At 57.0% G+C, this 21,582-nt stretch carries 18 protein-coding genes; 10 read left to right on the forward strand and 8 right to left on the reverse strand.

The genetic code is table 11. From position 1 onward, the window contains the following. Positions 1 to 277 precede the first annotated feature (277 nt). The 4 genes from HMPREF2614_RS04955 to HMPREF2614_RS04970 all read right to left on the reverse strand — a co-directional run bounded on the left by HMPREF2614_RS04955 (position 278) and on the right by HMPREF2614_RS04970 (position 4,638). Positions 278 to 1,885: an SLC13 family permease gene (locus HMPREF2614_RS04955; protein ID WP_049181532.1), complete on the reverse strand. Its 1,608-nt coding sequence runs from the start codon at positions 1,883 to 1,885 to the stop codon at positions 278 to 280. 282 nt (positions 1,886 to 2,167) lie between these two features. Then, positions 2,168 to 2,608, reverse strand: a complete 441-nt coding sequence (locus HMPREF2614_RS04960) for a hypothetical protein (protein ID WP_049181533.1) — start codon at positions 2,606 to 2,608, stop codon at positions 2,168 to 2,170. Between the two features lie 39 nt (positions 2,609 to 2,647). Continuing rightward, positions 2,648 to 4,393: a DEAD/DEAH box helicase gene (locus HMPREF2614_RS04965; protein WP_070560350.1), complete on the reverse strand. Its 1,746-nt coding sequence runs from the start codon at positions 4,391 to 4,393 to the stop codon at positions 2,648 to 2,650. Continuing rightward, positions 4,390 to 4,638 (reverse strand): DUF3039 domain-containing protein, encoded by a 249-nt coding sequence (locus HMPREF2614_RS04970; protein WP_005509477.1) that lies wholly within the window; start codon positions 4,636 to 4,638, stop codon positions 4,390 to 4,392. The genes HMPREF2614_RS04965 and HMPREF2614_RS04970 overlap by 4 nt, the downstream gene beginning before the upstream one ends. 174 nt (positions 4,639 to 4,812) lie before the next feature. Here HMPREF2614_RS04970 and HMPREF2614_RS04975 point away from each other — a divergent pair, with 174 nt between their 5' ends. The 6 genes from HMPREF2614_RS04975 to galE all read left to right on the forward strand — a co-directional run bounded on the left by HMPREF2614_RS04975 (position 4,813) and on the right by galE (position 10,482). After that, complete coding sequence (locus HMPREF2614_RS04975) at positions 4,813 to 5,352, forward strand: DUF3099 domain-containing protein (protein WP_016422647.1); 540 nt, start codon at positions 4,813 to 4,815, stop codon at positions 5,350 to 5,352. Between the two features lie 38 nt (positions 5,353 to 5,390). After that, positions 5,391 to 6,956 carry a DUF7782 domain-containing protein gene (locus tag HMPREF2614_RS04980; RefSeq protein WP_070560352.1) on the forward strand — a complete coding sequence of 522 codons (1,566 nt, stop codon included), beginning with the start codon at positions 5,391 to 5,393 and terminating at the stop codon, positions 6,954 to 6,956. Beyond that, positions 6,957 to 7,391: a D-aminoacyl-tRNA deacylase gene (gene dtd, locus HMPREF2614_RS04985; protein ID WP_070560354.1), complete on the forward strand. Its 435-nt coding sequence runs from the start codon at positions 6,957 to 6,959 to the stop codon at positions 7,389 to 7,391. It abuts the gene before it with no gap. Between the two features lie 136 nt (positions 7,392 to 7,527). Continuing rightward, positions 7,528 to 8,517: a sigma-70 family RNA polymerase sigma factor gene (locus tag HMPREF2614_RS04990; protein WP_049181537.1), complete on the forward strand. Its 990-nt coding sequence runs from the start codon at positions 7,528 to 7,530 to the stop codon at positions 8,515 to 8,517. Positions 8,518 to 8,821: 304 nt separating this feature from the next. Next, positions 8,822 to 9,502 (forward strand): iron-dependent transcriptional repressor DtxR, encoded by a 681-nt coding sequence (locus HMPREF2614_RS04995; RefSeq protein ID WP_038628813.1) that lies wholly within the window; start codon positions 8,822 to 8,824, stop codon positions 9,500 to 9,502. Then, entirely contained in the window at positions 9,499 to 10,482 is a 984-nt protein-coding gene (gene galE, locus HMPREF2614_RS05000) for a UDP-glucose 4-epimerase GalE (protein WP_038628810.1), read from the forward strand. Before HMPREF2614_RS04995 ends, galE begins: the two co-directional genes overlap by 4 nt. Before the next feature lie 26 nt (positions 10,483 to 10,508). Here the strand turns inward: galE and HMPREF2614_RS05005 are convergent, their stop codons facing one another. Beyond that, positions 10,509 to 11,621: a DUF4192 domain-containing protein gene (locus HMPREF2614_RS05005; RefSeq protein WP_224792282.1), complete on the reverse strand. Its 1,113-nt coding sequence runs from the start codon at positions 11,619 to 11,621 to the stop codon at positions 10,509 to 10,511. A gap of 229 nt (positions 11,622 to 11,850) precedes the next feature. On the opposite strand from HMPREF2614_RS05005, the gene HMPREF2614_RS05010 reads away from it, so the two are divergent. Beyond that, positions 11,851 to 13,068, forward strand: coding sequence for a PAC2 family protein (locus HMPREF2614_RS05010; RefSeq protein ID WP_038628806.1), 1,218 nt, complete (start codon positions 11,851 to 11,853; stop codon positions 13,066 to 13,068). 42 nt (positions 13,069 to 13,110) lie between these two features. After that, a complete protein-coding gene (locus HMPREF2614_RS05015) occupies positions 13,111 to 15,630 on the forward strand; it encodes a DEAD/DEAH box helicase (protein WP_141745471.1) in 2,520 nt (839 codons plus the stop codon). Between the two features lie 75 nt (positions 15,631 to 15,705). On the opposite strand, the gene HMPREF2614_RS05020 is transcribed toward HMPREF2614_RS05015, so the two are convergent. Further along, entirely contained in the window at positions 15,706 to 16,638 is a 933-nt protein-coding gene (locus tag HMPREF2614_RS05020) for a hydrogen peroxide-inducible genes activator (RefSeq protein WP_038628799.1), read from the reverse strand. A gap of 105 nt (positions 16,639 to 16,743) precedes the next feature. Here HMPREF2614_RS05020 and HMPREF2614_RS05025 point away from each other — a divergent pair, with 105 nt between their 5' ends. Then, positions 16,744 to 17,340: a peroxiredoxin gene (locus HMPREF2614_RS05025; RefSeq protein WP_016422637.1), complete on the forward strand. Its 597-nt coding sequence runs from the start codon at positions 16,744 to 16,746 to the stop codon at positions 17,338 to 17,340. A gap of 5 nt (positions 17,341 to 17,345) precedes the next feature. Further along, positions 17,346 to 17,870, forward strand: a complete 525-nt coding sequence (locus HMPREF2614_RS05030; protein WP_038628796.1) for an alkylhydroperoxidase, AhpD family — start codon at positions 17,346 to 17,348, stop codon at positions 17,868 to 17,870. A 125-nt stretch (positions 17,871 to 17,995) separates the two neighbouring features. Here the strand turns inward: HMPREF2614_RS05030 and HMPREF2614_RS05035 are convergent, their stop codons facing one another. Together HMPREF2614_RS05035 and HMPREF2614_RS05040 are read right to left on the reverse strand one after the other, a co-directional pair. Continuing rightward, positions 17,996 to 19,213 carry an MFS transporter gene (locus tag HMPREF2614_RS05035; RefSeq protein ID WP_070560359.1) on the reverse strand — a complete coding sequence of 406 codons (1,218 nt, stop codon included), beginning with the start codon at positions 19,211 to 19,213 and terminating at the stop codon, positions 17,996 to 17,998. Between the two features lie 143 nt (positions 19,214 to 19,356). Continuing rightward, complete coding sequence (locus tag HMPREF2614_RS05040) at positions 19,357 to 21,459, reverse strand: neutral/alkaline non-lysosomal ceramidase N-terminal domain-containing protein (RefSeq protein ID WP_038628790.1); 2,103 nt, start codon at positions 21,457 to 21,459, stop codon at positions 19,357 to 19,359. Between the last annotated feature and the right edge of the window lie 123 nt (positions 21,460 to 21,582).

The raw sequence follows: 21,582 nt of genomic DNA on the forward strand, positions 1-21,582 counted from the left end.
AAAATGGCCCACAAAAATGGCCTGAAAGTGTCATAAACTCCGACAGTTTCACATTTGCAGCGCGTAATATCTACGGTTGTCAATTTTGGGACTAGCTGCCATGTGCACAAATCTACTGCCGGACTGAACGGCGTAGGGCCAGCTGGAGGCAAAAGCAAAACCCCGAACCACCAAGGTGGAACGGGGCGAAGGAGCATCTAAACAACGCTAGGCGAAGCAGTCCGCTGGCGGTCCAGCAAACTGGACCACCATCCAATACCGGCTACTACATACCCAGCTAGTACACGACGCCGAATACCCACTGCAGCAGCGTCAGCGAAGCCACAGAAATCACAATCAGCGCAACGATGTTCAGCCAAACACCGGTCTTGACCATGTTGTCCATGCTGACGTAGCCGGAGCCGTAGGCGATGGCGTTCGGCGGTGTTGCAACCGGCATCATGAACGCCGAAGTAGCCGCCAGTGCAACTGGAACAGCGAAGATCATCTGGTCGTGGCCCAAGCCGATTGCCATCGCACCAACCAGCGGCAGGAAGGTCGCGGCCGTCGCGGTGTTAGACGTGAACTCGGTCAGGAACAGCACAACGGCGCCGACGACAACCACGAGTGCAGCCACTGGCATCCAGCCGAGGGTAGACAGCTGCTCGCCAATCCAGTCCGACAGCCCAGAGGCACCGAACTGCGAGGACAGCGCCAGGCCACCACCGAACAGCAGCAGCACACCCCACGGCAGCTCCAACGCATTTTCCCAGCGCATGAGCTTCACGCCATCAGGGCCACCCGGAATCAGGAACAGTGCAATACCTACCGTCATCGCGATTACCGCATCGGCAATCTTGGTGTCTGGCAGCAGCACCGGAACAAAGACCCACGCCAGCGCAGCCGCGATAAACACCATGAGCACGCGACGCTCACCCGCCGACATACGGCCGAGACGCTTCAGCTCGTCACGCATGAGTTCGCGTCCGCCTGGAATATGCGCAATCTCCGGCTTAAACAGAACACTTGTCAGCAGGAACCATGCACAGAGCATGAGCACAACCGCCACCGGGACACCCAGCAGCATCCACTGGCCAAACCCAATGTTGACACCCTGCTCCGCCATGTAGGCCGCCAGCATCGCGTTCGGCGGAGTACCAATAATCGTGCCCAACGAACCAATCGATGCCGCGTAAGCGATACCCAGCATCAGCGCGATACCGAAGTTCGACTTTGGCATCGGGTCGTAACTTGACGACGACTCCTCCGCCTCCTCCAGCGCATCCCCACCAGGGGTTTCGGCGACCGATTCACTCGCAGATCCCGCATCCTCTGCAGCAACTTTCTCATCGTGCAGCATTCGGACAATCAGGCTCAGCACGGACACACCGATTGGCAGCATCATCACGGCCGTGGCCGTGTTGGATACCCACATCGACAGGAAGCCAGTAGCCACCATGAAGCCTAGAATCAGCATCTTTGGTGACGACCCCATGAGCACCAGGACCCACAATGCGACACGCTTGTGTAGGTTCCAACGCTGCATCGCCAGTGCCAACAGGAAGCCGCCCATAAAGAGGAAGATGGTCGGGTCTGTGTACTTGCCCGAGAAATCCTTAATCTCCGCGAGGTTGAGAATCGGGAATAGCGCCAGCGGCAGCAGAGCCGTAACGGCAATCGGGATAGCCTCGGACATCCACCACACGGCCATAAGCACTGCTACACCTGCGGTTGCACGCAGGTTGTGATCGAGCTCAGCCGGCATAAAGAAGTACACGAGCAAGGACAGGATGATACCGAGTCCTAGACCGGTGCGCTTACGGAAAAGCTCCCGGCTGAGGTAACCACGGTCTTGTTGGCCAGGTGACAGTTCCGGGGAGTTGTCGCGCGTAGATGTCGCTGCCACGATTCACGCTCCTATTTAATAATCAGCAGACATCCTGTATTGCACGCATGTTCAAACGTTTACCGCATGTAGGGGATGCCAAATGTGGGTACTTTCTGACACCAATATCATTACCAACACTCGGCCAAATATGAGATTTCACTAAGAAACCCCCGGCCGAAACTGCAGGCAGTTGGACTTCGGGGGTGGATTACGGGGTTAGCTCATTTCCTCATTGCGCATCTGGCATTAACCGAAAACTCCGGGCACAAAGTAACACCGCCATTGACTTCGCGTCCGAACTCACTCCGATTGCTTCTTTGGCTGGTCAGTCCCCATCTGATTGGAGATGCACTCGGCATACTCTCCAGAGGTACGCTCGAATTTCTCGCACTTCGACATCGCGTCTGATGTCGACCAGTACAGCATCAGCGACACCACGGCGGCTGCAATACCCGTCACAATGCCGACAACGCCCAATCCGAACGAACCGCTGATGACCGCGTCTTCCCCAGCAGCCTGCACGCGCTTCTTCGCGCTCAACGCCTTCGCCATCGCGATGATGCCCAGAACAATGCCAAAGACACCGAGGATGCCACCAACGATTATCCAGGACATCAAGAGTCCGCCGACACCAAAGATCAGTGCCAGCACGCCAATAGTCCGACTGTCATTGCCTGGTACAGCCGACAAACCACCGCCGGTCAATTCCGACGGCCTCGACTTATCACTGCTTGCCGACATTCTTCTCTCCACCATAGATTGCTCAGTTCGCTTGAAACCCTACCAATTACGCAGGTAGCTAATGCGATCGCGCAACTGCTCCTCCGTACACAGCGCAGTCGGCGGGCCACCACAGGCGCGCCGAACCTCGTTATGCACCTGACCATGTGGCTTACCGGTTCGCGCCGCCGTCATCGACACCAGCGTATTGAGTTCCTTCCGCAACTTCGGCAACACCTCACTGGCCACCTTCTGCGGCCTCGGGTACGCCGATCCCTCAATGCGGTGGACCGCGCCGCCTTCGCCTCCGCTTGACGACGATTCCCTCGCCTCCTCGCGGGCTTCCTTCTCTCGGGCACTGGCGGCTTTAAGCTGTTCATCCTGCCGCTGACGCAGCAAGAGTCGCATTTGCTCAGCGTCGAGAAGCCCGGGCAAGCCAAGGTAGTCAGCTTCTTCAGCGGAACCGGCAACGGTTGCGGTGCCGTAGGAGGAACCGTCGTAGATCAGGTAGTCGAGTTCAGCATCCGCGCCAATGGATTCGTAGGCCGGCAGCAATTCATCGGGCTCATCCTTGCGGCGATTGGCCTCAGCGACCAAGTCATCTTCCCAGCCCTCCGAAGGCCGATCCGGCTTGCCGAGCACGTGGTTGCGCTGCACCTCCATCTGCGAGGCCAAGTCGAGCAGCACCGGAATCGACGGCAAGAAGACGGAAGCAGTCTCCCCCGGCATGCGGCTTCGCACGAATCGTCCGATAGCCTGCGCGAAGAATAGCGGAGTCGAGGAACTTGTCGCGTACACACCGACCGCCAGCCTCGGCACGTCCACGCCTTCGGAGACCATGCGCACGGCTACCATCCACTCATCGGTGGACTCGGAGAAAGTCTTGATTCGTTCCGACGAGCCCGGTTCATCCGAGAGCACTAACGCCACCGGCGTAGAGGCAATCTGCTCGAGAATGCGTTTGTACGCACGGGCAGTTGCCGCATCGGAGGCGATAACCAGGCCACCCGCGTCCGGGATATGCTGCCTCATCTGCGAGAGCCGGGTGTGCGCTGCCCGCAGCACAGATGGCATCCACTCGCCCTTTGGGTCAAGCGCGGTGCGCCAAGCACGCGTGGTCTCCTCTGGGCTCATCACGGTGCCCAGTCGCGCAGCGAACTCATCACCCGCGCTATCACGCCAGCGAGCTTCACCGGAATAAGCCAAAAAGACCACTGGGCGCACGACGCCGTCGGCAAGCGCATTGGAATAGCCGTACGTGTAATCGGCGACGGAACGCGAGTAACCATCGCCGTCCGGCGAGTAGCGAACAAACGGAATCGCTGCGTCATCGGAGCGGAACGGCGTACCAGTTAGGCACAGGCGGCGTTCGACATCGCCGTAAGCTTCGGAAATACCGTCGCCCCAGCTCTTGGCATCGCCGCCGTGGTGCACCTCGTCCAGAATCACCAATGTCGGCCGAGCGGTGGCTACGGCATGGTGCTTAAACGGATGCACTGCGACTTGGGCGTAGGTCACAACAATTCCCTGGTAGGAGGGGTTTACCACACCCTTGGCGTTGGTGAATTTGGGATCCAACGCAATCCCCGAACGAGCAGCGGAAGCAGCCCACTGCACTTTCAGGTGCTCAGTGGGAACCACGACGATGATGCGCTCGACGATCCGGCGCGACAGCAACTCACTGGCGATACGCAAGGCGAAGGTCGTCTTACCTGCGCCCGGTGTCGCCACTGCAAGGAAGTCCTTGGGGTTAGTCGCCAGGTATTTGTCGAGGGCCTCCTGCTGCCATTTACGAAGCCCGCTCACTTGCGACGCAGGGACTTGTAAATCCGCTCGCAGTCAGGGCATACCGGTGAACCCGGCTTCGCTGACTTCTTCACAGGGAAGGTTTCACCGCACAGAGCAACGACGTAGGAGCCGTTGACCGCGGAGTTCACGATCTGGTCCTTCTTGACGTAATGGAAGAACTTCGGGGTATCGTCCCTCGTCGACTCATCGACGCGGGTATCGGTGCGTTCAATCGTCTTTGTCGTCTTCAATGGAGTGCTCACAGATTCCAATTGTGCCCCATCGGTCAAATTATGCCCAGTGACCCAGGTGCTGGCCGCTGCTGACTGCTGCCTTCCACAGCCATCCACAACATCGCTACGACTACGCGAGCATGCGGCTGCAACGGACATAGCTAGTTGAGACGACCCCACGCCACAGGCGTATGCTAGACAACCATGGCGCGAATCAATGACCGTCGCGACTCCGCGCTGCCGAAACGCGGAAGTTCCCGGCGACGCAAGAAAGACGCGGCGTTGATTACCGACGCCCGCGGCTCTCGGATTCGCAACTATGACCACCGCCGCCACGTCTACGCGGCTCTGCAATGGTCTCGCATTCCGCTGCTGCTTCTTTCCGGCGCTTTTTATCTGTGGTGGGATGTGCCGTGGATTGCAGCGATTCTCATGGTCGTCTCCGTACCCATGCCGTGGATCGCGGTTGTCATCGCCAATGGCGTTGGAGAACCCGCTGACAAGCGTAAGCCGCGCGTCTACAAGCCTGGAGTTGTACGCGAGCAAAACCGCAAATGGGAGGAGCAGCAACGCCAGCGCGCCCTCAAGGAAGCAGAGATGCGCGCGCTCGGTTCTGCCGCCAGTACCGAAGACACCGACGCACCGACGCAGTCCGGTAACGAGACCACCTCAAATCCCTTCGATGACGCAAATGTCATCGATATGCCGGAAGACGACGATTCGTCGTCAAGCTCCCCTAACTAGCCCCTCCGCCCCGCTTTACGACGAAGGTAGTGCCTACGATGACCTTTTCCCCCTCCACCTTCACCCCACCGACTGATCAGCAGCTTCGTGATTTTGTCGACTGTGCGGAGGAATTTGCCACCGCGCTCAGGCGCCTTGAGTTTTCCAGTGAGTCACTGCGTCGAGTCCTAGGCGCCGAGGGACTGGCCGCGCTGGACCGCGGTGAGCCCGGCGTTGTCGATGTTCTACTTACCGAAACTGAGGGCGTTTCTGCGGACACTGTGACCGCGTTGCGTCTTTTCATCCTGGGCGATTTCGCCGACGCACAGCAGCTATTTGGGGCTGAGCTGACAGCCAAGTTACTGGGCAGCGGCATACTTGCCGGCACCGCCACCAACGCACAGGTGTGTATCGATGTGCGCCCGGTCGAGATTGCGGGAGTCGACCGTATTGTCTTTTCCGACCGCGATGCCTCTATGAGCGATCACGTTCCTGGACCCGATCATGTCTTGGGCGTAGGGCGGGCTTCCCGCTCCCTCCTCGATATTTCGCCGACCTCGGCGGTGGAATCCGTACTCGACCTCGGTGCCGGTTGTGGCGTCCAGAGTCTTGCCCAGCCGGATGCAAAGTCGATTGTCGCGACGGACATTCACCCCCGGGCGCTGTTTTTTGCCCACGCTACTTTCGCCGCAAATGGCTTCGACCAGGCGCAGGCCGTCGAAGGTTCGTGGTTTGAACCGGTTGCAGGCAAGAAGTTTGACCGCATTGTGGCGAACCCGCCGTTCGTCGTAGGGCTGCCAAGTGTGGAACATGTTTACCGTGACTCAGGATTGAATCTGGACGGTGCCACCGAACTTATGATCCGCGGTCTGGCCGACCATCTCACCGACGGCGGCACGGCGCATCTGCTCGGTGCTTGGGCCCATATCGAAGGCGAAAGTTGGCAACAGCGCATCGCCTCTTGGCTCCCTGCTGAAGGCCTCGAAGTGTGGATAACACAACGAGATGTCGCCACGCCGGCGGAATACATTGGCACCTGGCTTCGAGACGAGTCCATCGACCCCCGCAGTCCAGAGGGGTGCGAGCGCTCTCGTGCCTGGCTGGAGCACTTTCGCAACAGCGGCGTGACAGGCATCGGGTTCGGCTACATCACAGTCCAACGCATCAACGGCCCGACTTCCGCCGTGTGCGAGGAAATGCCGCAGCCTTTGGCCGCTCCCTTCGCCGCCGAAGCCGAGGAGTATCTCGGCCGCGCCGAATGGCTTCGTGCACAAACTGCCGACACCATCCTCGAAGCTTCCTTTACCGTGCGCCCCGGTGTCGCCATCGAACGCGTTTCGCTTGCCGACGTCGAAAGCGGCCAGGGCTTCACTGAGTTCGATACGCGCCTCTCACGCACCGATGGCCCCGCCTGGACACACTCAATCGATGAGTCCGTGGCAACCATTCTGGGTGCGCTGCATCCCGAAGCTGCTCTGGGCTCAGTCATCGACATCATGGCAATGTTTGGAGCCTTCGATGAGTCCGACGTACCTGCCATCAAAGACGCCCTAGTTCCCATTGTCGTTGACCTGGTTCGCCATGGTCTGATTCTCCCCACCGAGCTCTTGGAGGATAAACAGTAAATGAAAGCCGTTCTCACCCGAGTTAAATCCGCGTCAGTCACTGTCGACGGTTCCGTTGTTGGGCACGTTGACGGAGGCGATACTGGTGCCATTTTGGCGCTCGTAGGCGTTGGCCGCGAGGACTCTGCTGATGCTTGGGAAACGATGGCCCGCAAGATCGCGGAGCTGCGCATCCTGGATGGCGAACTCAGCGCTGTCGATGCTGGCGCCCAGGTGCTCGTCGTTAGCCAATTCACGTTGATGGGGGCGACAAAGAAGGGACGGCGGCCGTCGTGGGTAGACGCGGCTCCGGGCCCAGAGGCCGAACCCGTCATTGAAACAATTGTCGAGAACTTGCGCAATCGTGGCTTGACGGTCGAAACAGGACAATTTGGGGCAATGATGGAGGTGACATCAGTCAACGATGGCCCCTTTACAGTTCTTGTGGAATGCTAGTGACGGTAGTTTTTCTTAACATTATATTTGCATGGCAAAATTACCCTATTGACATTCATCACCTTTCACGGGAACATTTTCGTAACTCCGTGCGTTGTAGTTATTGAGTCCACTTAAAAATCCAGGAGGCAGATTCATGAAGAGTGCCGATATTCAAAATGACGAACTGGAAGGTCAGACAAGGGACAAGGGGCGCCGCACCGGCAATAACTCCAACCCGTCCGCCGATTTGGTTCGTGTGTATTTGAACGGCATCGGAAAGACTGCTCTTCTCAGCGCTGAAGAAGAGGTGGAACTTTCTAAGCGCATTGAAGCCGGTGTATACGCCGAGCATTTGCTGCAGACCGGCGCAAAAATGACCCGTGCAAAGAAGCGTGATGTCAAGATTTTGGCGAAGGAAGGTAAGGCCGCACGCGCCCACCTACTCGAAGCCAATCTCCGTCTTGTGGTCTCGCTGGCGAAGCGCTACACCAACCGCGGTATGCCGCTGCTGGATCTAATCCAGGAGGGCAACTTGGGCCTCATCCGCGCCATGGAAAAGTTCGACTACACCAAGGGCTTCAAGTTCTCCACATACGCAACGTGGTGGATTCGCCAGGCTATTACCCGCGGTATGGCTGATCAGTCGCGTACTATTCGCCTCCCTGTCCATTTGGTTGAGCAGGTCAACAAGATTTCTCGTATCAAGCGTGAGCTCTACCAGCAGCTCGGCCGTGAGGCTACGAATGAGGAATTGGCAGAGGAATCCGGCATTCCAGAAGCCAAGATTGAGATGCTGCTGCGTCAGTCCCGCGATCCGGTGAGCTTGGACATGCCAGTGGGCACTGACGAGGAAGCTCCCCTGGGAGACTTCATCGAGGACTCAGAGGCAACTGATGCTGAGGAAGCAGTTGTCGCTTCCCTGCGTCACCACGATGTCCGCAAGGTTCTGTCCACTCTCGAGATTCGAGAGCAGGAAGTTATTAAGCTCCGCTACGGTCTCGACGATGGCCTACCCCGCACGCTGGATCAGATTGGCCGCCACTTCGGCCTGTCTCGCGAGCGCGTCCGCCAGATTGAGCGGGAAGTTATGTCCAAGCTGCGCGAGGGAGACCGTGCTGACAAGCTGCGTGAGTACGCAAGCTAACGCCACATGGCGGTGACATCGATAGGGTTCCCAATTTCAGCCCTGAGATAGAGCTGGACTGCAATGCCGACCCCCGTGCGGGAGTTTCATCCACACTGGCGGTCGGCGTTTTCGACTGCAAGTCGAACTTTCGACATCGCGTACGCTCCCTTACATCTCAGCAGCGCCCACCGAACCAAGCTTTTCGCTGCCTAATCAGCACCACAGCCACTGGATTTGCGAGCCCTAACATCTTTCTTACGCAAATGTGGTTATCCTAATACTTGAGTGAAAACTTTTAAGACTGCGTTATCGGAGGAAAACCGTGAGGGATTTGGTTGACACCACGGAAATGTACTTACGTACGATTTTCGAACTCGAAGAAGAGGGCATCATTCCTTTGCGTGCTCGCATTGCCGAACGCCTTGAGCAGTCGGGGCCGACCGTTAGCCAAACCGTTGCGCGCATGGAGCGCGATGGCCTTCTTGTAGTTGCCCCAGATCGCAGCTTGCAGCTTTCCGACGAGGGCCGCAGGCTGGCCACAGCTGTCATGCGTAAGCACCGCCTAGCTGAGCGCCTACTTACGGATGTCATTGGCCTCGAATGGGACAAGGTTCACGATGAAGCCTGCCGCTGGGAGCACGTAATGAGTGACGAGGTTGAGCGCAAACTTCTCGACGTGCTCGACTCTTACACACGCTCCCCATTCGGCAACCCGATTCCCGGTTTGGAAGACCTCGGTGGAACTCAGTCACCAAAGCCGTTAGAGAACGTTCGCCGGCTCTCCGACCTAAACCCCGGTGAGTACACGATTGAAATCGTCCAGATTAACGAAATCCTGCAGGTCGAGCAGAGCTACATGAAGCGTCTCCACAAGGCCGGAATTATGCCGGGTACTGAAGCACTTGCCGAGGTTGCCGCTGGCCGCGTGACTCTTGCCCGCGGTGATCATTCTCTTGACATTCCGGATACTCTGTCTCACGCGATCATGGTGATTACCAAATGAAACTCCTAGTCACTGGTGGCGCCGGCTACGTCGGTAGCGTTTGCTCGGCAGTATTGATTTCTCTTGGCCACGACGTCACCATTCTGGACAACTTCTCTGTTGGCAACCGTGATGCGGTACCGGAGGGCGCAACCCTAGTCGAAGGTGATGTGGCGGACAAGGCCTACGAGGTTCTGTCCTCCGACAGCTTCGACGGTGTCGTTCATTTCGCTGCGAAATCGCTTGTTGGCGAGTCCGTCGAAGTTCCTTCCGACTACTGGCACAACAATGTGGGCCAAACCCTGAAGCTACTCGACGCGATGCGTGATACCGGTACGAATAGCTTGGTGTTCTCTTCGACAGCCGCAACCTACGGTGAGCCAGAGAAGACACCAATTACCGAAGACATGCCAACCGCACCGACTAACCCTTACGGTGCCACTAAGCTGGCCATGGACTACGCCATCGCGTCTTACGCCAAGGCATACAACATCGGCGCTACCAGCTTGCGTTACTTCAATGTGGCGGGTGCCTGGGACGGTTTTGGCGAAAACCGTGAGGTAGAAACTCACCTCATTCCACTGGTACTCCAGGTTGCGCTTGGTCATCGCGACAAGATTATGGTCTTTGGCAATGACTGGCCGACTCCGGACGGCACCGCGGTTCGTGACTACATCCACATCAAAGACCTCGCGGATGCGCACGTATTGGCACTGGAGTCCAACGCGCCGGGTACGCACCGTATCTTTAACCTCGGTTCTGGCGACGGCTTTTCGGTTCGCCAGGTCATCGAGACCTGCCGTAAGGTCACCGGTCACCCGATTCCCGCTGAGGATGCACCGCGCAGAGCCGGTGATCCGGCAACTCTTATTGCCTCTTCCCAGCGTGCCATGGACGAGCTCGGATGGAAGCCCAATCACACGGAGCTGGAAACCATCGTCGCCGATGCATGGGAGTACACCAAGACCCTCGGCGACCGAGCCCACTCGGCGCACCGCTAGGTACGGCAGCACAGCTTGCAGGGTCGCTATTCAATTCGCGGCATTTTCACCTTGTATACCCTGCGCAGTACCTCTTGTGCTGCCCCAAGAATTGTGCCGACGCACCTCGGCACAATTTGATTGGCGACCGCAATTTCCAGCAACTGAGTCAGTGAATGATTCGGTTGCTCCCCCGCTGCCTCATCGAGGGCTGTTTGCGCATAGTTCTCCAGTCCAGCCGCGAACTTTGCGATGGCAAAACACGCTAAAGCGTTTGCACGCAGGCTGCCGCGGTGGACAATTGCGGCCTCGCGCCAGATTTCTCCCATTGCTTGCGCCAACTGCGTAGTGATGAAAATCATGGACATATCGCGCAAGGTAACGTTGGTCAGTGCTGCAGCAATGGCATATCCTGCGTTTTCATCGCGCACAGCCTCATGTGCTTCCATCACACCATCGGCCACGTTTTCGACGGCGGTTTTTAGCATGTCGAAGTGCTCAATGAGCGCGGGATTGTCCGAACCAATTTTGAGCTTCCTCGGCTGCTCAACGGCTATCGCTCGTTCCCGGAGGCGTTCAATCAGAGCCCTATCTTTACTGTCGCGGAATTGACCACCTCGAAAATAACTGCGGTACTCCTCATAGTTTTTGAAAATCTGTTCTCCCTGCCGAGAGATTAGATTTGCATTCTCGGTCATCAGACTGTCACCGACAATGCCGACAATCTCTCCCTGCTCGTCCGTGACAACTTCCCCCGCAGCAATAGTGGCAACGCCCGCCAAACGCACCTCATGCAGACCGCCTTCTCGCAGCCAGCCTGTAATAGGTGTCGAGTCCTTTTCAATCCCCCAGGATTCGTCGATGATAAACACATCTGCGTGAGTGCAGCCTTCATCGAGCAAGAAGTCCGCAGCTGCCCGCACCAAGTCAGGATTGCTCTCCATCGAGGCCACATCCTTGATCAGCATCGGGCCAGCATGCGCTGTCGGGTCAAACTCGACCTTGCCGTCGATGAAATCTTCGACCTGCTGACGGTACAACGCCGCAATCACTACCTGCCCCCGCGGATAGAATCCAACGATTCCTGGCAGGTTCGTCAGAAAGACACTCGGCTCAATTTCAGGCATCTTTCCTGCACCGAAATTCTTTTTGTTTCCCATTGATTCCTTACCCCTTTTCCCCCATTGGGATAGCTCGACAGCGGACAATCCTCTCGCCATCTGGTGGCTCTCATTGTTATCGAATCCGCAACAGCCTTGCTTGTGCGCGACCGGAAGAATCGGCGCATCTGTGGACTACTTTCGACTTGTGGATAACTGGAATATTTTCTGCGGTATCCTGGTTGCTTACTTCAAATGACGAAAAATGTGATGCAGGAGGTAGTCGTACGTGAGTGATCCGACCGACAAGCCTCAGGGCAATATGTACGAGGTAGTTTTCCCGGTTCCTGACGTAACGGGAAGCGAGGGGCATCTGACCCTGGTCATTGCGCTTAGCGGTTATGCGGATGCCGGTAATGCAGTCTCGGAATCAGCTAGTTTCCTCTTGGATGCTCTCGAGCACCGTCCATTGGTGAACTTTTCTATCGACGAGCTGATTGATTATCGTTCCCGCCGTCCCGCTGTGACGATGAACCGCGACCAGATCGTGGATGTATCCGATTTGAACCTGTCGCTCAATGTGGTTCGCGACAACGTCGGCAAGCCGTTCTTACTGCTGTCTGGCCCCGAGCCAGACATGCGGTGGGAGGCTTTCTCGACTGCGGTCGCAGATTTGGCTAAGCGCTACGATGTCGGTCGGACCGTGTCACTGTACTCGGCGCCGATGACGGTTCCGCACACCCGACCGCTGGGCATCATCGCCCATGGCACAGATAAGCGGAAACTCAGTGATATGCATACCTGGGGCAACCGCGTCACGGTTCCGGGTGCTGCGAGCCTGAACATTGAGTACGAGCTCGCAAGCCGCGGTTGTGATGCCTTTGGTTTCACCGCGCAGGTACCACACTATGTCGCGGCCTCTGAGTATCCGCTGGCATCACTGCGGCTGTTGCAGGAGGTAGCAAAGCTAGCCAAGCTCAAGCTCCCGCTTGAGGCGTTGGAGAAGGAATCCGCGCGGGTGGCGGAGCTGCTCAATACGCAGACGAATGATTCCGGCGAGGTCTCTCAGCTGGTCAATCTTCTCGAGGAACAGTACGACCAGGAAGTTCAACGTCGTCAAGAGCTGGAGACGTCTCCCCTGCTTGGGCCTAACGGCGAGATGCCTTCGGCCGACGAGATTGGCGCTGAGTTCGAGAAGTTTCTCGCTTCCCAACCGCTGCGTCCAGTAGAGGACTCTTCCTCGCTTGACACCGAGGCGGAAACCCCGGCCAACGCGGATTCCTCGGCAACTACATCAGAGGACGCTGACGCACAGTCGGAAGAACCCGAGTCGACCTCGGCGGATGATAAGTCTGCGGAGTTTTCTGCAGACGAAACTGCCGAACAGCCTGAGTCTGAACAGCCCCGGGAAGAGCAGCCTCGGGAAGAGCAGGCAGAAAGCGAAGAATCCGGTGAACCGGAAAAGCCTCGTCGTCGGCGTGGCTGGAAGCCCTGGTTCCGCTTCTAATCCGGGGTTACCGCTAGGGTGGGAAGCGTGTCACTATCTGAAATGCTTCCCGACCTAGCTGAGGTTCCTGAGTCCCTTTTCGACGATGCGATTATGGACTCATTCATTGCCTGGACCAGGGACCAGGGCATCACGCTCTACCCGGCGCAGGAAGAGGCCGCTATCGGTTTGGCTGGTGGCGACCATGTCATCCTTGCCACTCCAACGGGGTCGGGCAAGTCGATGGTAGCTATAGCCGCCCATTTCTGCGCGCTTGCCCGTGGTCAGCGCAGCTTTTACACAGCGCCTATTAAGGCCTTGGTCAGCGAGAAGTTTTTTGCCCTCTGCGAGGTCTTTGGCGCTGAAAATGTCGGTATGATGACCGGCGATGCCACCGTCAACGGCGGCGCCCCCATCATCTGCGCAACTGCGGAAATTGTCGCCAATATCGCCCTGCGCGACGGGGCCGACGCCGATATTGACCAGGTGGTAATGGATGAATTCCACTTCTATGCGGATCCCGACCGCGGCTGGGCATGGCAGGTGCCACTGCTCGAGCTTTCCCGTTGCCAATTCTTGTTGATGTCCGCCACTCTCGGCGATACTCAAAAGTTTGAGACGGATCTGAAGGAACGCACGGGCCTCGACGTCAACCTCGTTACAGGTACGACGCGCCCGGTGCCGTTGGATTTCCACTATGTCTACACGCCAGTTCATGACACGCTGGCGGAGTTGCTGAAATCCGGAAAAGCCCCAATCTACATCGTCTTTTTCTCCCAGCGCCAAGCAGCTGAACAGGCTCAAGCACTGACCGGTCTGAAGCTGCTGACGAAGGAGGAAAAGGAGCGGATTCGCGAGGAGATTGGCGATTTCCGGTTTACCACGGCCTTTGGTCGAGTTCTTTCCAAGTTGGTGCGCCAGGGCATTGGCGTCCACCATGCGGGAATGCTGCCGAAGTACCGTCGTTTGGTTGAGCGTCTCTCTCAGACTGGTCTGCTGAAGGTTATCTGTGGCACGGATACCCTCGGCGTCGGCATCAACGTGCCTATTCGTACGGTGCTAATTACCGGTTTGGCCAAATTCGATGGCCGCCGTAGCCGTATTCTCAAGTCACGCGAGTTCCACCAGATTGCTGGACGCGCCGGCCGTGCTGGCTACGACACCGAGGGCACCGTAGTTGTCGAAGCACCTGAACACGAAATCGAAAATGCCAAGCTGCGTCGCCGTGCCGGCCAGGATGAGGCCAAACTGAAGAAGTTGCGGCTGAAGTCCGTTCCCAAGGGCGAAGTGACATGGTCGGAGAAGACCTTCGACAAAATCGTTTCTCAGCCACCAGAGCCGCTGACCAGTCGCTTTGCAGTTACCAACGGTATGTTGCTCAACGTCATTGCACGTGGGGGCGATACCTACGAACACATGCGTCATCTGCTGCGCACCAATCACGACACCCGCCACCAGCAAAACGAGGCTATTCTGACCGCAATTGAGCTCTACCGCGGTTTGGTCAACGCGGGAATCGTCGTCACGCATGGCGAGGGCGATGACTGCCGCCCCGAGCTGACAATGGAGCTGCAGCGTGACTTCGCGCTCAACCAACCACTGTCGCCTTTCGCCATCGCCGCGCTCGAACTGCTGGATAAGGACAGCCCGAACTACGCACTCGATGTCATCAGTGTGTTTGAGTCAATTCTGGAAGACCCTCGCCCGCTGCTCATCGCGCAGCAGAAAAAGGCACGCGGTGAAGAAATTGCCGCGCTCAAGGCCGAAGGCGTTGATTACACCGAACGTATGAACATCGTCGAAGACATCACATGGCCGATGCCGCTTGCCGACAAGCTGGAGGGCGCATTCGACACCTATGCCCAAGGTCACCCGTGGGTGCGTGAGTTTTCGCTGTCGCCCAAATCTGTGGTGCGCGAGATGGTGGAAAAGGCCATGACTTTTTCAGATGTGGTATCTGAGTACGGAATCGCCCGCTCCGAAGGTATTTTCTTGCGCTACCTCACCGATGCCTGGCGCACTTTGCGACACACTCTCCCACCGGAAGCTGCTAACGAGGAGCTCCGGGACATTGTGGAATGGCTCGGCGAGCTCGTTGTGCAGGTGGATAACTCCCTGGTAGATGAATGGGCGCAGATGGCCGATCCGGACAAGCCATTGGACGAAGAAACTCTCAAGGAAGCGGCTTTTGGCACCGACGAGTCGCGGCCTCTTACCGGCAATGAGCGTGCATTTACCCGTATGGTGCGCAATCTCATGTTCCGCCACGTGCAGCTCTTTGCCTTTGAAAAGGAGGAGGAGCTGGCCGACCTGGACAACTACCTCGACGACGCACCAGATTGGCCTGCCGCGATGGATGACTACTTCGATGAATACGATGACCTAGGCATCGATGCTAAGGCTCGCGGCGGCGATATGATTTCGATTGACCGCAAGGCTGGTGAGGGCCTATGGCATGTGATCCAGATACTCGATGATCCTGAGGGTGACCACGGTTGGCGCTTTGAAGCGAACGTTGACTTGGCTGCATCTGATGAATGCGGCGAAGTCAGGTTGGCATCACTGCGAATTATTCAGGGATAAACGCTAAACCGGGCTGGAACTGCCAGCCCGGTTTGGCTTACTTCGTACGCTACTGCAACATGCGCCAAGAGAGCTTTAGGCAATAGCGTCTATGTATGCCTGCCGTACCAGTTCGGCAATTCGATTGAACTCGCCGCCGCGTACCGATGATGCCCGGTGAACCAGCCCAATGGTGCGTCCCGGCCGTGCCGGACCCTCGAATCGCGCAACAGCCAGACCGGGACGGTCCGCCTCAATCTTGACAGCCGATTCCGGCACAAGCGACTGCCCCAACCCACCGGCAACACACTGCACGACGGTCGATAGAGAAGCCGCCCGTGTTTCCAAGCCGGAGGTCTCGCCGTGAACAGCATCGACCTTGCGACAGATATCCAACACCTGGTCACGCAGGCAATGACCGTCGTCAAGTAGGAGCAAGTCCAAGTCCCTGATTGCCTCAAGCTTTACGTCTTCCTTACCTGCCAGCGGATGATCGTCTGGCACGACGATGTAGAACTCTTCGTCGTAGAGGTAAATTTCTTCAAAGGAAGGCACATCGGACGGCAGTGCCATGATGGCTGCATCAATGGTGCCGGAACGAAGTGATTCGATGAGGCGCTCGGTCGGCTCCTCGACGATCCTAGGCCTTAGATCTGGCAGCTCGTCACGAACTAACTGGAGGAAGTTGGGCAGCACGTATGGAGCAACCGTAGGGATAACACCAATGGATAGTGGTCCGGACAAATCATCTGTACGGCCAGATGCGCGAGCAACAATCTCGTCAACAATTTCAGATGCTTGGCGTGCATAAGGAATCAGACCGCGACCGAGTGGCGTCACCAGCACTCGGCGAGTCGAACGCTCTACAAGCTGCACCCCCAGTCCCTGCTCAAGGGTGGAAAGCGCTTGTGACAGGCTGGGCTGTGAAATGCCGAGACGGGCAGCGGCTTGACCGAAGTGACCGGTATCGGCAATCGCGACAAAGGCACGTAACTGAGGCAAAGTGGGCCGATAATCTCTATTACGCATACCTATAAGCTTACACGAGCTTATTAACTTTTTCCTCTTGACGGTTTGGGAATCCATAGGCATAATGGCGTGTGACCCCAGAAGGAATACATTCAGGAGGATTCCATGGCAATTTTGACTGTTGGCGACAAGTTCCCCGAGTTTTCTCTAACCGCTCTCAAGGGCGGCAACCTGCGTGATGCAAACGCTTCTTCTCCGGATGACTACTTCGAGCAGGTAACCAATGAGTCCTACGAGGGTAAGTGGAAAGTCGTCTTCTTCTACCCGAAGGACTTCACCTTTGTCTGCCCGACGGAGATTGCTGCATTCGGCAAGCTGAACGAGGAATTCGAAGACCGCGACACCGTTATTCTCGGTGGCTCTGGCGACAACGAGTTCTCCCACTTCAACTGGCGTGCAACCCACGAGGAACTACTGGACATCCCGTTCCCGATGTTCTCCGACATCCGCCACGACCTGATGCGTGCACTCGGCGTCGAGAACGCTGACGGTGTTGCAGATCGCGCAACCTTCATCATTGACCCGGACGGCATCATTCAGTTCGTCTCCGTTACCCCGGACGCTGTCGGTCGTAACGTTGACGAGGTTCTGCGTGTTCTCGACGCTCTTCAGTCTGAAGAGGTCTGCGCATGTAACTGGCAGAAGAATGACCCGACCAAGAACATCGACAAGATGGATGTTCTGAAGCAGGAGCTGAAGTAACTCATATGAGCATCGATAACCTTCGTTCCGGCCTACCGGAGTACGCCAAGGACATGAAGCTGAACCTTGGCACTCTCACCCGTTCTACGGAACTCTCCGAGCAGCAGCTGTGGGGTACCCTGCTTGCATCTGCTGCTGCCACCCGCAACGAGACCGTCTTCTCCGAGATTGCTGAGGAAGCCAAGGAGCACCTGTCTGACGAGGCTTTCGAGTCTGCGCTTGGTGCGGCTACCGTTATGGGCATGAACAACGTCGCTTACCGCACTCGCCACATGCTCGGTGATGACTACGCACAGGTCAAGTTCGGTCTGCGCATGAACATCATCTCCAATCCGGGTGCCGAGAAGGAAGACTTCGAGCTGTGGTCTCTGGCAGTTTCTGCCATCAACGGCTGTGAAGCATGCGTGACCTCCCACGCAAAGGTCGTCCGCGATGCTGGTCTGACCAAGGAGCAGGTCTGGGAAGCTGTGAAGATTGCAGGCACCGTCTCTGGTATTGCACAGGCTGTCTTCGCTGAGGCTACCCGCTAAATATTAGGAGGATACGTTCGGCTTTGATAGTCGAACGCTCCCCCGCAGGATTTCCTGCTGATCAAATAGCGCCCAAGGAACCAATTTGTACCGGTTCCTTGGGCGCTTTTTCTTATTCGTTTCGGCTACTGCTGCGGAGGGTAATAGCCCGGATTCTCCTGCGCTTCATTAATAACTCGACGGCCACCGATGAGCTGGCGGTAGATGTGCACCTGAACCAGCATAGCCAGCGGCATTGTGTACAAGATGCCAATATAGAAGAGCATCGCACCTGCGGAAGAAACAATCGACGTCAGTATGAATGCAACAAGCATCGTCCAATATTGGGGCTTTACCAGGCGCCAAGCGACAACCGGCGCCTCAAGCGCAGTTGCTCGACCATCGAAAACAAGTAGTGGCATAGTCGCTGTAATTGGCATGATGAAAATCGACGTCAACAACAAAACCAAGTAGCCCAGTGGAATCATCGCCGCGGCAGCTTCACTGCCATTGGCGGACAGGGATACTCCAGCGATGAAGAGCACCATCCCCGGCAGCATGGCGAGCAGTCCCACCAGGAACGTGACAATGTAGACACCGATAAGAGATCCCCACCTGTTTACACGGAAGAAAGTACCGTAGTTCGGCACTCTCCCATCGACAGCTTCGAATGCACCGCGCAGCATAAATGCCTGCATCGCGAACATGCCCACGGCAAATAGGAGTGCCATCGCGCCGACAGTCGCGAACATTGACCCTAGATCCTCAAACGGAACATCGCCTGGATAGTTCGGCTCAAATTCCGGATCGAAGTCACCAGAGGCAAAGAGAATTGCCGCTGCGCCAACAATCAGGGCGACTAGTACGGCGAAGAACGTCAGCATGACGCCAAGCCAAGAAGCAAAATTGCTATTTAGACTACGAAACGCTGCGGAAAAGGCACTTCCAATGTCGACCTTCGTCGGCCCTTGTGCCACAGGCTTCACCGGTGGCTCATTGCCACCTGGCAGGTTGACTCCGGGAGCAAGTGCACCGGCTGCAGGATTCCCCCCTGCCGGTTGCTGCCAGTAGCTTGATCCCGCACCATAGGGCTGGCCACCATAGTTCTCGCTTGGCTCGCCAGTTCCGTAGGACGGAATATCGCCATAGGCCTGTTCCCTACCGTGAGCCTGATTCCACTGTGGCGAATCCTCTGGTCCACGCGAGCCATGTTGTGCGTCCGAATCGACCCCGTAAGGGTTGTAGTCCTGCGAACCATTGTTGGGAAAACCGTGGCTCTGGGAGTCATAGTTACTGGACTCATTGTCCCGGCTGCCGTCACCGTAAGGATCGTTGTTGCTGTATGGATTGTTTGGGGTATTCATGAAGCAGACTGCTCCTGCCAAATTGACGGATACATACAAATAATGCGCACAACGGACTATACGTGAGACAAGCCCTTGATGAGATTTTAATGGGCCAAAGTATAAGTCACGTTGTGCGCATTAATGTATTTAATTGGACGTTCTTACACGAGCTCCACCGAAGCGACTCCCTCGAATTCGTTCAATGAATCACCAACACCCAACGCGCTACCACGCACGATGATGTCATACTTGCCCGGCGCGACTCCTCCGGTCTCCCAAGAGACCTTGGCGGTGGTATAAATACCGTCCTTGGCAAATTCAATGACAGTTGCCTGGTCCCAGTCGTCGGAAACAATCTCACCGCGGTCATTCTTGATAAGTAGGTAGCCGTCTTCCAGTCGCAAGTCGTTATTCGGATTTGCCGCGACGAATTGGGCAACGGCTTTCTGCCCTACCGTGACGCTTGCCGTGGATTCAAGCACGTCACCAAAATTCTTGCCCATTGGAGCGGAATCGATAACCTTTCCTCCTGCTGGCGACGGCGGGATGATGCCAGTGAGATCGCCTGCCGCACGGCCTGGCTCGACCGCAATGCCGTCGGCAAGCGCGTGAGCGAGATTGTGATAAATGGAAATCATCGCACTGAGCGTGTACTTGCCGAAAGCCGTTGCGCCGCCCTCGTAGTCCTGCTGATCGTATTCCTCTGGGGTAGCGACGTAGTGGCCATAGCTGTTGGTGTAGCCCTGGCAGATGACAGTATCGATTGGAACACCGAGGACTTCAGCGACGTGCTGACGCATGCGGTAGCCCGACATTGTGGTGGGTTCAAGGCCATTGGTGATCAAGGTGAAGCCACCGATGCGGGTGATGGAGAACATGTGGGTCTGCTGGAGAAGACCATCGATGTAGCCGACTGGCAGCAGGCACTCTTTGTTGCCCTGAATCTCCCCGATGTTTTTCGGGAGTACGACGTTATTGAGCTGGTGCACCCACGGCGTACCGCCGCGCTCGCCTTCGTTGAACCCGAGGGCTGGTTCTCCACCGCCATCCTCCTGGCTACTGGCTGCGAAGGCCGCACCGAGGATTGCAGGTCCAGTGCGGTGCGGCTGGCCGTCGGGCGTGAATTGGCCGTCGATGTCGACATCGCCAAGGTTGACCCACTTGTGGACAGTGGAGATACCGCCTCCTGGCAGTGCAATGGTCTGTCCCTGGGTAGCGTCAATCTGACGCTGACCGAGAATGCGGGCGGACTCTGCTTCGTCTCCGTTGCCTGGGCCCGAATTTGGCACGAGCCCCATGTTCGGGCTGATGTCACCCGGGCACGACATGGTAAATGCGGCGACAAAGGGGGCATCGGCCGGCTCACGGTGGGTAACCCCGCGGTCGACCTCGACCTTCCATGCTGCGTAGCCCTTGTTGTCGCCGTCGATGATGGTGTGCTCGGGACCGAAGGTGGTCGGATGAATTCCATACCAGTTAATGAATCCGACTTCGCGGCCACCGCGACTCACGTGCAGTGTATGGCTTTCCGGGTTGACTCCGTCGGGGAAGCGACGCAGCTCTTCTTCAGGGTTACGCTTAAATGCCTGCAGGGAGCGGTTGACACCCGCATCCTTGGCAATCCCCTTGGTCAGGTGGATAGTCGACGGCTGGTAATCAGCGTGTGCACGTTCAATAGCCTTGACCACACCGACGACTACAGCTTCGAAAGTGACGGGACGGAATCCGAGGGTAGTCAGGTCAACCATGAGATGGCCCGACGTACCTCCCGGCGCAACATGCGTGTGAGATGCGCAGATAAGCACGTTGCCCTCATGGTAGAGGTCTCCGAAAAGAGCTCGGAGACGCCGCAGAACTTCCATCTGGATGGACTGGAACATGAGCCCCATGTCTGCGGTGACGTGGACGACACGGTTGTCGTTGTCATCGCCGAAGATGAATGCACGCGCCATCTGGCGAAGACGCAGACCCGAGGTGATCTGATCCATGACCGCATACCCGTTCATGCCAGCGCCGAGTGGCTCGCCTGTCATATCGGCCATTCCTCGACCGACATTCAAATTGGTGGTCGAATTCCCCGCGGCGGCAGAAGCCCCGTTTGCAGGAGCGGCGTTTGCCTTAGGTGCACCACTTACGGCAGGCATCATACTCGCAGCTGACACGGCAGTTGCTCCGACGAGGAAGCCTCGCCTGCCCACTTGGTACGGGGCGCGTGCGGTTGGTTCTGCCGAATTCGACGATGATGCCATCTGGGGATCGAGCATGTCACATCCTCTTCATATTTCTTTTTGAATATCAATATGCTGGACTTTAATCAGACAATCCCCTACGCGTGGCCTAATTCACCAAAGTTTCCAAAATCCCCCCGCGACAGCAGTAACCGATAC

Source organism: Corynebacterium sp. HMSC074C11, from assembly GCF_001809455.1.
Classification (GTDB): domain Bacteria; phylum Actinomycetota; class Actinomycetes; order Mycobacteriales; family Mycobacteriaceae; genus Corynebacterium; species Corynebacterium amycolatum.